At 71.3% G+C, this 13,442-nt stretch carries 10 protein-coding genes; 2 read left to right on the top strand and 8 right to left on the bottom strand.

Annotated features, from left to right (window positions below):
* Positions 1-11: 11 nt before the first annotated feature.
* The gene (locus ACGFWE_RS27190) at positions 12-3,212 is read right to left on the bottom strand and encodes an FG-GAP-like repeat-containing protein (RefSeq protein WP_393602353.1); all 3,201 of its coding nucleotides are present in this window, start codon (positions 3,210-3,212) and stop codon (positions 12-14) included.
* Positions 3,213-3,432: 220 nt separating this feature from the next.
* Between ACGFWE_RS27190 and ACGFWE_RS27195 the strand changes: the two genes are divergently transcribed.
* Entirely contained in the window at positions 3,433-4,785 is a 1,353-nt protein-coding gene (locus tag ACGFWE_RS27195; protein WP_352387353.1) for a polysaccharide lyase family 1 protein, read from the top strand.
* Between the two features lies 1 nt (position 4,786).
* Here ACGFWE_RS27195 and ACGFWE_RS27200 read toward each other — a convergent pair whose 3' ends face one another.
* The 5 genes from ACGFWE_RS27200 to ACGFWE_RS27220 all read right to left on the bottom strand — a co-directional run bounded on the left by ACGFWE_RS27200 (position 4,787) and on the right by ACGFWE_RS27220 (position 10,732).
* Positions 4,787-5,263 carry a hypothetical protein gene (locus ACGFWE_RS27200; protein ID WP_352387355.1) on the bottom strand — a complete coding sequence of 159 codons (477 nt, stop codon included), beginning with the start codon at positions 5,261-5,263 and terminating at the stop codon, positions 4,787-4,789.
* 70 nt (positions 5,264-5,333) lie between these two features.
* Positions 5,334-7,043 (bottom strand): methionine--tRNA ligase, encoded by a 1,710-nt coding sequence (gene metG, locus ACGFWE_RS27205; protein WP_393602355.1) that lies wholly within the window; start codon positions 7,041-7,043, stop codon positions 5,334-5,336.
* 143 nt (positions 7,044-7,186) lie between these two features.
* Positions 7,187-8,827: a VWA domain-containing protein gene (locus ACGFWE_RS27210; protein ID WP_393602357.1), complete on the bottom strand. Its 1,641-nt coding sequence runs from the start codon at positions 8,825-8,827 to the stop codon at positions 7,187-7,189.
* A 176-nt stretch (positions 8,828-9,003) separates the two neighbouring features.
* Positions 9,004-9,975: an endonuclease/exonuclease/phosphatase family protein gene (locus tag ACGFWE_RS27215; protein ID WP_393602359.1), complete on the bottom strand. Its 972-nt coding sequence runs from the start codon at positions 9,973-9,975 to the stop codon at positions 9,004-9,006.
* Between the two features lie 10 nt (positions 9,976-9,985).
* Entirely contained in the window at positions 9,986-10,732 is a 747-nt protein-coding gene (locus ACGFWE_RS27220; protein ID WP_352387362.1) for an alpha/beta hydrolase, read from the bottom strand.
* Between the two features lie 89 nt (positions 10,733-10,821).
* On the opposite strand from ACGFWE_RS27220, the gene ACGFWE_RS27225 reads away from it, so the two are divergent.
* Complete coding sequence (locus ACGFWE_RS27225) at positions 10,822-12,150, top strand: PLP-dependent aminotransferase family protein (protein WP_393602361.1); 1,329 nt, start codon at positions 10,822-10,824, stop codon at positions 12,148-12,150.
* Here the strand turns inward: ACGFWE_RS27225 and ACGFWE_RS27230 are convergent.
* Both ACGFWE_RS27230 and ACGFWE_RS27235 read right to left on the bottom strand, forming a co-directional pair.
* The gene (locus ACGFWE_RS27230; RefSeq protein ID WP_352387366.1) at positions 12,059-12,889 is read right to left on the bottom strand and encodes a hypothetical protein; all 831 of its coding nucleotides are present in this window, start codon (positions 12,887-12,889) and stop codon (positions 12,059-12,061) included. The genes ACGFWE_RS27225 and ACGFWE_RS27230 overlap by 92 nt on opposite strands.
* A 116-nt stretch (positions 12,890-13,005) precedes the next feature.
* Positions 13,006-13,434, bottom strand: coding sequence for a hypothetical protein (locus ACGFWE_RS27235; protein ID WP_352387368.1), 429 nt, complete (start codon positions 13,432-13,434; stop codon positions 13,006-13,008).
* Between the last annotated feature and the right edge of the window lie 8 nt (positions 13,435-13,442).

Consider the following 13,442-nt stretch of genomic DNA (forward strand, 5'->3'; position numbering starts at 1 on the left):
AGGAACTTGGTCTAGGAAAGGAACTTGTAGCCCTGCCAGCCGGTCGAGATCTTCGCCCGTGCCCCGAACGACCCCTTCCCGTCACCGCTGTTGCGCCACAGCGTGCCGCCGGTGTCGCGGGAGACGAGGTCCGCCCTGCCGTCGTCGGTGATGTCCCCGACGCCGACGACGACGTTGTAGGAGCCGCCCCAGTTGGTGAAGAGCTTCACGCGGGCCTTGAAGGCGCCCGTGCCGGTGCCGTCGTAGCGGTAGAGGGTGTTGGACGTGTCCTGGGCGAGCAGGTCGCCGATGCCGTCGCCGTTGAGGTCGCCGGCGCCGACGATCTTCTTGTAGCTCTTCCAGTTGTCGTAGAGCTTCACGCGCGCGGACAGCTTGCCGGTGCTGGTGCCCTTGTAGAGGTAGACCGTGCCGGTGGAGGTCCCCCGTGCGATCAGGTCGGGGCGGCCGTCGCCGCTGATGTCACCGGGCGAGGTCAGCACGTCGTACTGGTTCCAGCCGCTGGTGTTCAGCGTGGTGTACGACGTCGACGGCTTGACCGCGGATCCGCAGCCGGGCTTGTACACGCGCAGGGCGCCGCTGCTCAGCCGGACCAGGACGTCGTTGCAGCGGTCGCCGCTCAGGTCGCCGAAGGGGATCGCCCTGATGGTGGTGGGCCAGCCGCCGGCACTGACCTTCTCGCTGAACCTGCCGGTGCCGGTGCCGCTCTGGAAGGTCAGGCCGCCGGAGGAGTTGAGGGTGAGCAGGTCGCCGCGGCCGTCCGGGCCGTCGGGGCTGACGAAGTCCCGGTGGACCGCCGAGCCGTGCAACAGGTAGCCCTCGCCGCTCGTCACCGTGACCGGGGCGGCGGTGCCCAGGCCGGTCGCCTTCAGCGTCCAGGTGAAGGCGCCGTTAGGGAAGGGGACCCCGCTCGACGTCTTGCCGTTCCAGTTCGCCGTCACTTCCGCCGAGACGGCGCCGCCGGTGATCGTGCGGGTGGCCCTGCCGGTCGCGCCGCTCTGCACCGAGGTGAAGGTCAGGGACCAGGAGGTGACCGGACGGGACAGCTCCCACTGGCCGGTCCAGGCGCTCGCGGAGCCGGGCTCCACATAGCCCTCGGTTTCGGTGCGGAACGCCGTCACCGCGGACGGGGTGACACCGGTCGTGGCCACGTGCGTCTGCTCGAACGTGTCGAACCAGGCGACGAGGCCCGTGTACTCGTCGACCGTCCACCGGAAGCGGCGGTCCACGGCGAGACCCGAGTCGGGCAGGCCGGAGGCGACCACGCGGGTGGCGCCGGTCGTGGTGTCCGTCAGGACCAGCCGGTCGGCCTCGTGGTCGTGGCGGACCGTGAAGCCGTCGCTGAGCAGGACGTCACCGGGGGTGACGGTGACCGACGTGGCGGCCTTGCTGTCGTAGACGCCCGCCGAGGCGCCGGCGCAGGACCAGTACACCCAGCGGCCGGTCGCCTGGAGCTCGCTCGGCACACAGCCGAGGTCCGGGACGTCGACCGTGGAGAGGGTCTTCCTCGTGGTCAGGCTGTACGAGGTCAGCCTGCCGGGCGTCGTGGTCGCGCTCCAGAGCGTGGAGCCGTTGAGGGCGGCGGCGCGGACCGAGCGCTTGAGCTGCTCGCCGTAGCCGAACTCGCCGATGTACTGCGTCGGGGTCGCACCGCCCGAGTTGTAGACGGCGTAATTGTCGGAGACGTCGACGATCGCGCCGTCCTTGGTGCCGTAGGCCAGCGTGTGGCCGGACCAGCCGTCGTGGAGGGCGACCAGCCGGTCGGCGTTCGACAGACCGGTGCCGCCCTCGTCGGCGTCGTCGAACGTCTGGAGATGGACGTCCTCGGGGCTGTTGCCCCACAGGGCGGAGCAGGTGGTGCCCGGGTAGGGGCACTTGGCGGATATCGAGTCGCCGTCGGTGGCCGCGGAGGCGGTCAGCTCGGTGCTGCCGTTGGTGGTGAGGGTGCGGACCGAGGTGGTGTCCAGGGAGCTGCTGGAGTTGTCCTCGGCCACCCGCAGGCTGCCCCGGCTCAGGGCGATGCCCGTCTTGGCGTTCTCCAGCGGGGGCACCTTGACGATCTTCTTCAGCTGCGGGGTGCCGTCCGTGCCGGTGACGACCCGCTGGACCCACCAGTCGGCCGCGCCGGTGCCGCCGGTGACCAGCGCGGTCCCGTCGGGGGCGGCCAGCGGGGTGCCGTAGGAACGGGTCAGCAGCGTCTTCGTGGTGCCGCCGGCCAGGGAGACGGCCCGGACGGAGCCGCCGTTGGTGGCGAGAACCAGCCAGTCGCCGGTCAGGACGGGCACCGGGCTGCCGGGCAGGTCCTCGCCGGCCACCGGGGTGGTCTCGGCGGCGGAGAGGTCGGTGCGGGGCTTGAGGTGCAGGCCGGAGGCCTCGGTGTACCAGCCGACGCGGTCGTCGGTGAGCACGACCTCCGGCACCGTCTCCCGGGACAGACCGGTGAAGGCCGGGGTCAGCTCGGCCGTGGCGAAGTCGAGGTAGCCGACGGTGTACGACGTGAAGTCGCCGTTCCCGTCGCGGACCGGGTAGGTGAGCAGGGCGCCCTTCGCGTCGCCGGTGCGCCCGGTGTTGCCCTCCCAGGTGCCGTCGGCGGGCAGGCCGGAGACCACGCGGTCGCGCTGCTTGCCGTCGACGAGGTCGACGAGGTGGAGTACGTAGCCGTCCAGCTCCTGGCCGTCGACGACGCCGTTCCACTCGACGGTGACGGTCGTCTCGCCGTACGTGCCCACGCGGGTGGCCGACTGCCTGAGGGCCACGGTCCTGAGGGCGCCGCCGCCCGGGCTCCACAGCGACACGGGGTCGCCGTAGGTGCGGTGCGGCAGGGCCACGGTGTCGGCGGCCTGCCCGAACACGCCCGAGGCGCAGCGCGCGGAGATGTCGTAGCAGCTGGTGGTGGTCGGCTGGTAGACGCCGGTCGGGCCCTCGACGGGGACGGTGGCGCCGTCCCCGTAGCCCGTCCACAGGAGGCCCGCGACCCCTGACCGGCGGTGCAGGAAGCCGGTCGCGCCCGCGGCGAGCAGGCGGTCGGTGCGGGGGGTGTCGCTGCGGGGATCGTCCAGGACGATCTCGGTGGTGCCGGCCACGGCGGCTGTCGCCGCCTGCGCGCCGGTGTCCTCGGTGCTGGAGAAGAGGGTGATCGAGCCGGCCGCCACCGCTACGGCCAGGGCGGAGACGAACGTGGCACGGCCCGCTCGTCCCAGGGCGTGTCTGCCCAACTGAGGGTCCTTTCCTATGAGTCAGCACACCTTATCCGCAGGTAAGAGAGGGGTGAAGGACGGGTAAAGGGGTGCGGGTGCGGCGGTGGTGACTCGTGTCGCAAGAAATTCCGCGCGATGCGGCAACCTCCCCGATTCCAGCGGCTACTTGAGGACGGAAGCGCCTTCACCGGTGCTCCACGAAACGCACATGTCCCACCACCGCTCGTAAGGAATCCCCGTGGCTTCTGCCTCCCACCGCCGGTCTCTCCGCAAGCGCCGTACCCTCCTCGTCTCCGCCGCCGTGGTGGCCGCGGGCGTCGGCGCCGGTGCCGTCGTGATGAACGCGAACGCCCAGGCCGTGGACCTGTCCCACCAGACGCTCGCCGCGAAGGACGGCTGGGCGTCCTCCGGCACGGGCACGACCGGTGGCACCAAGGCCGACTCCGCGCACACGTTCACCGTCTCCACCCGGGCACAGCTCGTGAAGGCGCTGGGGTCCGCGTCCGACACCACCCCGCGGATCATCAAGGTCAAGGGCACGATCGACGCCAACACGGACGACGCCGGCAAGAAGCTGACCTGCGCGAACTACGCGTCGGGTACGGGCTACTCGCTCTCCTCCTACCTGAAGGCCTTCGACCCGGCCACCTACGGCCGCTCGAAGCTGCCGTCGGGCACGCAGGAGACCGCGCGCGCCGCCGCGCAGAAGAAGCAGGCCGCGAACATCGTCTTCAAGGTGCCCGCCAACACCACGATCGTCGGGGAGCCGGGCACGAAGGCCGGGATCTCCGGTGGCATGCTCCAGATCCAGAACGTGGACAACGTCATCGTCCGCAACCTCACCTTCTCCGGCACCGAGGACTGCTTCCCGCAGTGGGACCCGACGGACGGCGACGACGGCAACTGGAACTCGAACTACGACTCGGTGACCCTGCGGGGCGCCACCCACGTGTGGGCGGACCACAACACGTTCACCGACGCGCCGCACCTGGACTCCGCCAACCCGAAGTACTTCGGCCGTGAGTACCAGATCCACGACGGCGCGCTGGACATCACCAAGAGCTCGGACCTGGTGACCGTCTCCCGCAACCAGTTCACCAACCACGACAAGACGATGCTGATCGGCAGCAGCGACAGCGAGCCGAGCGGCAAGCTGCGGGTCTCGATCCACCACAACGTGTGGAAGGGCATCGTCCAGCGGGCGCCCCTGTCGCGCGTCGGCCAGATCCACATCTACAACAACTACTACGACGTCACGACCCTGAACGGCTACGCGCTGCAGTACAGCATCAACTCCCGCGCCAAGGCCCAGGTCGTCGCCGCGAACAACTTCTGGATGGTCCCGTCGAGCGTGAAGGTCTCCAAGCTGCTGTCCGGCGACGGCACCGGCGCGATCGCGGGCTCCGGCAACCAGGTCAACGGCACGGTGACCGACCTGGTCGCCGCCTACAACGCCGCGTCCTCGAAGGACCTGAAGACGACCGTGAACTGGACCCCGACCCTGACGGCGGGCCTGGAGTCCTCGGCCACCGCGGTGAAGAACCTGCCTGCGTCGCTGGCGACGACGACCGGTGCCGGAGTGCTCTCCTAGCTCACGTGTCGTAGGTCCCGTCCCAGGGTTCCGCGAAGGCGAGGCGGTCCGGGTAGAGCTCTGCCCACTGCTCGCCCTCGTCCTCGCGGATCACCAGGCCGAAGCGGACGCCTTCGTGGGTGACGCTGAAGGGACGGATCGCGATGTCCGTGTAGGAGCGGCGGGGGAGGCTGCGGAGCAGGGTCGCCCGGTGCACCTGGGCGCGGGTGAGGGGCGAGGCGTCGCCGCGCGGGTCGCGCTGCTGCTCGCCCCAGGTGCCGGCGCACCAGATGTCCGAGTCGCGGTAATTGCCCTCGGAATCGAAGGTGTGCAGAACCGCGTACAGGCGCTTCTGCTCTTCCCAGCCCTCCTCGAGGTGGAATCCCTCAGGGAAGGCATATGTGATCGACGCCAGGAACTGACCCTCCGCATACCGCCCGATCGTCTCGGTGCGGTGCTTCGGCTCGTACGCGACAGGAATGACCCCGGGCACTGCCATGGCGCAAACCATACGGCTTGGCGCGGACACGGCAGTAGCGGGGTCCTTCCGATCGGTGTCCTCGGGCGATCTATTCGCCGCCGAAGCGCTCCTTGTACGTCTCCAGGTCCTCGTCCGTCAGCTTGGCGAAGAGGACCGGGGGGACGGTGAAGGGGACGCCGGGGGTGAGGGCGGTGAGGGCGCGGGCCTCGTCGGCGCTGACCCAGGTCGCGGTGTCGTCCTTCAGGGCGAACGCCTGGCGCATGGCGGACGACGTCGCCGGGATGAACGGCTCCGAGACCACCGCGTACAGGTGGATCAGGTTCATCGCGGTGCGCAGGGTCAGGGCCGCGCCGTCCTGGTCCGTCTTGATCTGCAGCCAGGGAGCCTTCTCCTCCAGGTAGGAGTTGCCCGCCGACCACAGGGCACGCAGCGCCGCCGCCGCCTTGCGGAACTGGAGCGCCTCCATCTGGGACTCGTATTCGGCCAGCAGCCGCGCGATCTCCTCGCCCAGCCTGGTCTCCGCCTCGCCCGGCTCACCGCCCGCCGGCACCTCCTCGCCGAAGCGCTTCTTCGAGAAGGACAGGACGCGGTTGACGAAGTTGCCGAGGGTGTCGGCTAGGTCCTTGTTCACCGTCGCCGTGAAGTGCTCCCAGGTGAAGGACGAGTCGTCCGACTCGGGGGCATTCGCGATGAGGAAGTAGCGCCAGTAGTCGGCGGGCAGGATGTCCAGGGCCTGGTCGGTGAAGACGCCCCGCTTCTGGGACGTGGAGAACTTCCCGCCGTAGTACGTCAGCCAGTTGAACGCCTTGACGTAGTCGACCTTCTTCCACGGCTCGCGCACACCGAGCTCGGTGGCCGGGAACATCACCGTGTGGAAGGGGACGTTGTCCTTCGCCATGAACTCGGTGTAGCGGACCTCGGTGTCGACGTCGTACCACCACGACTTCCAGTCGCGGTTGGCCGGGTCCAGATCCGCCCACTCCTTCGTCGCGCCGATGTACTCGATCGGGGCGTCGAACCAGACGTAGAAGACCTTGCCCTCCGCCGCGAGCTCCGGCCACGTGTCGGACGGGACCGGCACGCCCCAGTCCAGGTCACGGGTGATCGCACGGTCGTGCAGGCCCTCGGTCAGCCACTTGCGGGCGATGGAGGCGGCGAGCTGCGGCCACTCCTCCTCGTGCGCGGCCACCCACTCCTCGACCTCGTGCTGGAGCTTCGACTGGAGCAGGAAGAGGTGCTTGGTCTCGCGGACCTCCAGGTCGGTGGAGCCGGAGATCGCCGAGCGCGGGTCGATCAGGTCGGTCGGGTCCAGGACGCGCGTGCAGTTCTCGCACTGGTCGCCGCGGGCCTTGTCGTAGCCGCAGTGCGGGCAGGTGCCCTCGACATAGCGGTCCGGCAGGAAACGGCCGTCGGTGGGCGAGTAGACCTGACGGATCGCCCGCTCCTCGATGAACCCGTTCTCGTTGAGGCGGCGGGCGAAGTGCTGGGTGATCTCGACGTTCTGCTCGCTGGAGCTGCGGCCGAAGTAGTCGAAGGCCAGCGCGAAGCCGTCGTAGACCGCCTTCTGCGCGTCGTGCGCCTGCGCGCAGAACTCGGCCACCGGGAGGCCCTGCTCCTTCGCGGCCAGCTCCGCCGGGGTGCCGTGCTCGTCCGTCGCGCAGATGTAGAGGACCTCGTGGCCGCGCTGCCGCAGATAACGGGAGTAGACGTCCGCCGGGAGCATGGACCCCACCATGTTGCCCAGGTGCTTGATCCCGTTGATGTACGGAAGGGCGCTGGTGATGAGGTGTCGAGCCATCGGGGGCTGCTCCCAGGTTGGTCGTGCGGGTGAGTCGCTTCGCGAGTCTTGAAATCGTATCCGACATGGGTGGGCCGCCCGCTTCCCGTTTTACGGGGTGGGAAGCGGGCGGCCCGGTGGTGCGCTGCGGTGATCTTCGGGGGTTACGGGCGCCAGTTCGCCAGGATGCCCTCGTAGATCTCCGTGTCCGTGAGTTCCTTCGGGGTCTCGCCCGCGAGGAAGTGGGAGGTGTTGGCGAGCTTGAGCTTGCGGAGGTAGTCGAAGGCCTTGTTCTCCGGGTCACCGAAGGCGACGAACGAGAAGAAGACGGCGGGGTGGGACTTCGCCGCCTCCGTGAGGGCCTGGGTGGCGGGGGTCTTCGCGTCCGGGGCGCCGTCGGTCTGGAAGACGACCAGGGCGGGGGTGTCCGGGGACTCCTTGGTGTGGTGCGCGAGGACTTCCTCGACGGCCGCGTGGTAGCTGGTACGGCCCATGCGGCCCAGCCCGGCGTGGAGGTCGTCGATCTTGTTCTCGTGCTCGGCGAGGGTGAGTTCGCCGGTGCCGTCGAGTTCGGTGGAGAAGAAGACGACGTGGACCGTGGACTCGGGGTCCAGGTGCGCGGCGAGAGCGAGGGTCTGCTCACCGAGGGCCTGCGCGGAGCCGTCCTTGTAGTACGGGCGCATGCTCGCGGAGCGGTCCAGGACGAGGTACGTCTTCGCGGTGGTGCCGGTGAGGTCGTGGGCGGCGAGGGTGGAGGCGGCGGCGTCGTAGGCGGTGCGGAGGGTGGGGGGTACGGCGAGGGCGTCCCCGGCGGGACCGTCAGCGGGGGTCGCTTCCGGTTCCGGTTCCGCCCGCGGTTCTACGGCGGTCTCGGGCTCCGGGGCGGCGGCGACCTCGGCGACCGGCTCCGGCTCGGGTGCGGACTCGGTGGCCTGCGGCTTAGCTGCCTCCGCCGCCACGACGGCGGGCTCCTCCACGGCCGTGACCTGAGCCACCGGTTCATCGGCGACCGGCTCCTCGGCCACGGGCTCGCCGGAAGGGGCCTCCTCGGAGGTGGTTCCCTCAGCGACCTGCTCCTCGGCGGGCGCCTCGGGCACAGCCGTCGGCTCCTCTACGGCCGTGTCCTGCGCGGCGACCGGCTCCTCGGCAACGGGCTCGGCGGACGTGGCGTCCTCGGCGACCTGCTTCTCAGCGGGCGCCTCGGGCACAGCCACCGGCTCCTCTACGGCCGCGTCCTGAGCCACCGGTTCATCGGCGGCAGGCTCGTCAGGCGCCGCTTCTTCAGCGGTCGGCTTCTCGGCGGTCGGCTCCTCGGCGGAAGACTCGGCCTCTGCCGCCGGCTCATCCGTGGACTGCCCTGTCTCGGCCACCGGTACCTCAGCCACCGGTTCCTCGGCTGCGGGGGTCTCGGCCACCGGTGTCTCGGTGGCCGGCTCCTCAGCCGCTGGTGCCTTAGACGCCGTTGCCTCGACCTCGGGCGTCTCGACCGCCGTCGCTTCCGCAGCCGTCTCGTCCGCCCCCGCCGGAGGCGTCTGCTTCGGGACCGCTACGTGGTCGAAGGCGGCCGAGACCAGTTCGTGCTCGGAGTCGGTGGAGAGTGTGGCGGTGCGCGGCTCGGGGACCGTGGCCGCCGCCGGTGGAGTCGGCTCGGCGACCGTGGCCGCCGGTGGGGTCGGTTCGGTCGCCGGGGACGGGAGCTTCGGCTCCGTCGCCTCCTGCGAAGGAACCGCACCCTCTGCCTCGGTGGCAGCGCCCTTGCGTGATCGGCCGCCGAACGCGTTCCGCAGGAGAGTGAGAATGCCCATGTGCGCAACCCTTCGCATGAGTTGTAGCCCGTCAATCCCTGGCCAGGACGGACACGTAAGGTTAGCGGCCCCGGAACGCGATCTTGGGCAGGGGCAGGTGGCCGGGACCCCGGGCGTCAAGACCTACTTCCGGACTTCACTCGCGCGGGGCGTCAACTGCGCGGACAAACCCACGCCTACCGTGCCGGAACGGCCGGGGACTCGTGCAGCGTGACCTCCACCAGCAGGGCGCGGTGGTCGGTGTCCGCCAGGTCCAGGAAGCGGGCGTCGCTCGCGGAGAAGTCCGCCGACACCAGCACGTGGTCGATCTGCGCACCGATCGCCGGGGCGGTGCGGGCGGGCCAGGTGGGCGTGCGGCCGGAGCCGGCGAGGCGGGCCGCGTCGCGCAGTCCGGTGTCGAGGATCGCGCGGAAGGCCGCGTGGTCCTGGGAGGCGTTGAAGTCGCCGGCCAGGACGGTCGGGGTGCCGTCGACCGAGGCGGCGAAGCCCCTCAGCCGACCCAACTCCCGCCGCCACACGTTTAGTTGTCCGGGCAGCGGCGGCATCGGATGCGCGAGTTGCAGGCGTACGGCGTGCCCGCGTACGTCGGCGACGGCCCCCGGCATGCCCATGGTGCTGTCCTGGATACCGGCGGCGGGCCTCAGCGGGAAGCGGCTGAGGACGACGGACCCCGTCGAGCCGGCGCCCTCCACGGACCGGCGGTACGGATAGTGCTCGGCCAGGGACCGCCGCAGCGTCGCAGCGCAGCCGTACTCGCACTCCTGTACGAACACGACGTCCGGCCTCTCCTCGCGGACGGCGGCGACCAGGGCGTCGGTGGCCCGCCCGAACTCGACGTTCGAGGTGAGGACCTCCAGGGATGCGATCACCCGTCCGTCCGGTTCGGTGCCCTTGCCGTAGGGCGCGGGCGCGAGGAACCACGCCAGCAGCCCGAGGACGACCGCCGCCCAGATCGTCCCGGGCCACCAGCGGGTGAGCAGGGCGAGCGCCAGGCCCGCTGCGGCGGGTGCGAGCAGCCACGGGAGGAAGGCGAGGAACTGGGGGACGGGCGTGACGCCGTCCGTGTCGGCGAGCCGGCATCCGACGACCGCGCTCACGGCGGCGAAGAGCAGGGTTGCGGTCCAGATGCCGAGGCGCCGTCGGGTCACCGTCCCGAGCCTACGAGCGGGCGTCGACCTTCGCCAGGAACTCCCCGAGCACCGCGTTGAACTCCGCCGCCCGTTCCAGGTTCGGCAGGTGCGCCGCCCCCTCGAAGACGTGCAGCTGCGACTCCGGGAGCGCCGCGTGCATGGCCTCGGCGTCGGAGACCGGCGTGTAGGTGTCGTCGGCGCCCACGGCCACCAGCGCCGGGACCGTGACGCGGGTGAGCAGCTCCCGGTAGTCGGGGCGGGCGGCGCGGGCACGCAGGGCCGCCGCCGCGGACGCGGGACGGGTGGCCGTCATCATGCGGTGGACGTGTGCCTTGACCTCGGGGGAGGCGTACGGCGCGACCATCTTCTCCAGCACCTCGTCGGCGTACCCGCGCATGCCCTCGCGCAGCAGCCGGTCCGCCATGGCGTGCCGGACCCGCACACCCTCGGGGGTCTCCGCGGCCGGAAAAGTGTCGGCGAGGACCAGGCCCCGGATCCGCTCGGGGAAGAGCCGGTAGCAGTCCATGACGATCTGGCCGCCCATGGACAGGCCCGCGAGGACGCAGGTCCGTACGTCGAGTTCGTCCAGCAGTGCCTCGATGTCCTGCGCGAACCGCTCGAAGCGGTCCACCTCCGCGATCGGTGCCGAGGCGCCGTAGCCGCGCAGGTCCGGGGCGAGCACGCGCCGGGAGGCGGCGAACGCCTCGGTCTGCGGGCGCCACATCGTGTGGTCGAAGGGGTGGCCGTGAACCAGGACCAGGGGGATCGCCGTCATGACGCCGACCCTAGGTCGGCCCGACTTCTCGGTGCAATAAAATCTTTGTCCTCAGTGCAATCAGGAGTCAGTGCAATCAGGGGGTCCTCGTGCACGACTACCGGCGTATCGCCGACCGCATCGCCGCCGACATCACCACCGGACGGCTCCGGCCGGGCGAACGCCTGCCGCCGCAGCGGAAGTTCGCCCGCCGGCACGGGATCGCCGCGTCGACGGCGGAGCGGGCGTACGGCGAACTCGTCCGGCGTGGGCTGGTTGTCGGGGAGGTCGGGCGCGGCACCTTCGTGAAGGCCACCGCGCCCGGCCGGCCCGGCAGGGGGCTCATCGAGGACGCGGGCACGTCCGTCAACCTGGAGCTCAACTACCCGTCCGTCGAAGGCCAGTCGGAACTGCTCGGTGACGGGCTCGCGCCGCTGCTGCGGCCCGACGTCCTGACCGAGGCCCTCCGTCCGGCCGCCGCCACCGGCACGCCGGCCGCGCGTGAGGCCGTCGCCGCTCTCCTCGCCACCCCCGGCTGGCGGCCCGACCCGTCCCGGATCCTCTTCACCGGCAACGCCCGCCAGTCGGTCGCCGCCGCCCTCGCCTCCCTGGTGCGGCCGGGCGGCCGGGTCGGCGTCGAGGAGCTGACATATCCGGTGGTCAAGGAGATCGCGGCCCGGCTCGGCATCACCCTGGTGCCGCTGGCCACGGACGAGGACGGCCCGCTCCCCGAGTCGGTGGCCGCCGCCCACCGCACGGCTGCTCTGTCGGCCCTCTATGTGCAGCCCACCCTGCACAACCCGACGTCCGTCACCATGAGCGCCGCGCGCAGGCGCCAACTGGCAGCTGTGGTAAGCGACTTGGACATTCCCGTTGTGGAGGACCGCATCTGGTCGTTCCTGGCGGCGGCCGACGATCCCTTCGCCGCGCACGCCCCCGCCCTCACCCACGTCGTCGACGGACTGTCCAAGCGGGTCGCGCCCGGGCTCACCGTCGGCTTTCTCGTCGTACCGCGGCAGCGGGCGGACACGGTGGCCGACGCCGTCCGGTCCGGCGGGTGGAGTGCGGGGCGGTTCGCGCTGGAGGCGGGGACGCGGTGGACGGTGGACGGGACCGTGGCGCGGCTGGTCGAGGCGAAGCGGGCCGACGCGGCGCGCAGGCAGCGGGTGCTGGCCGAGTGCCTGGACGGATTCGCCGTACGGTCCGATCCGCGCGCCTACTACGCCTGGTGGGAACTCCCGGTCCCCTGGCGGGCGGACACCTTCACGGCCGCCGCCGCGGCGCTCGGTGTCGCCCTGACGCCCGGGCCCTCCTTCGCCGTCGACCCGAGCCGCACCCCGGACGCGGTCAGGCTCGGGCTCGCGTCGGTTGCTGTGCCGGATCTGGAACGGGCCCTGCGGAGCCTCGCCGGCCTCGCGGCCCGCCGTACCGGCCGGTGAGCCAGCAGGTCAGAGCCACCGCCAGGCCAACGGCCACCAGCAGCCAGGAGACCGTGCGCAAGGTGCCCGTCAGGGCGTCGTAGACGGCGCCCGCGGCGGGGCGGCGCACCGGGTCGGGCAGGTCGGTCAGGGTGAGACGGCGGCCGACGGCGACGGCGAGGGCCAGCAGCGCGCCGCCGAGTGCCGTGCCGAGGGCGGTCGCGGTGAGGGCGCGGCGGCGGCAGGCGGCCACCGCGATACCGGCGACGGCGAAAAAGGCGGCCGAGACGGGCAGCCAGAAACCGGCGACTTCGAGCACGTCGTAGCCCTTCCGGAGACGATCGAGTTCGGGCGCCGGGAGCACGGCGACCTCGGTGCGGGGCAGGACGACCCGGTGCTCCACCCGGGCGGCGATCGGGGCGATGTCCACGGTCACGTCCTGGTGGCTGCCCTCCCGGACGGCCCTCAGCACGGCCTGGTGGATCGCTCTGTTGCCGGCGTTCCACGCGGTGCCGAAGGCCCGAGTCCGGGTGAGGGAGCGGACCAGGGGCCGGACCGGCTCACCGACCTCGTCCACCACCGCGTCCGCGACGCTGTCCCGCACGGCGGGATCGGCGGCCAGCGGCGCCAGCGCGTGGACGTACCGGTCCGTGTCGGCGAGGCCGTACGCCGCCCAGGCCGCCGGCGCGCCGAAGGGCACGAGCAGACAGGCCAGGGCGATCAGGGCGGCCGACAGGGCGCCACGGACACGGGAGGTCACCCTTTCAGGCAAAACGGTCGCGGGCCGCCGCGCGAGTCGTGGAGCCGGGGATTGCGCCCTCCGGGGGAGGGCTCACCCGAACGGATGTCCCATGCCCCTACGGACGTCTCGTGCTCCTACCGGATCCGGTTCCCCTCGGCGTCCTCGTGCGTGTAGTAGCGGTAGAAGAACACGACGAAGATCCCCGCCGCGACCACCAGTCCCAGGGCCGTCGAGCGCAGCACGCTCTCCCCCGTCTGGCTGTACAGGAACCCGACGGCCGCCCCGGCGAAGCCGGACTTCACGGCCGAGTGCAGTTCCCGCTTCAGCAGCGGGGCGAACGTCGCCACGGCGATGCACAGCACGATGAACGCGATCGCCGTGACACAGCCGAACAGCACGTTCCAGCCGGTGATCGGCCCGCCGTCACGGCGGTTCGCCGCGGCCCAGTAGCCGTAGACAAGACCGAGCACGACCGGGACGCCGTACCTGGCGGCCTTGTGCACCGTGGCGCCGAAGACATCGGGTGTCCGGGCGAATCCGCCCGCGGGTGCCGTGTGAGCCATGAGAGCAC

Source organism: Streptomyces sp. NPDC048523, from assembly GCF_043199815.1.
GTDB lineage: Bacteria > Actinomycetota > Actinomycetes > Streptomycetales > Streptomycetaceae > Streptomyces.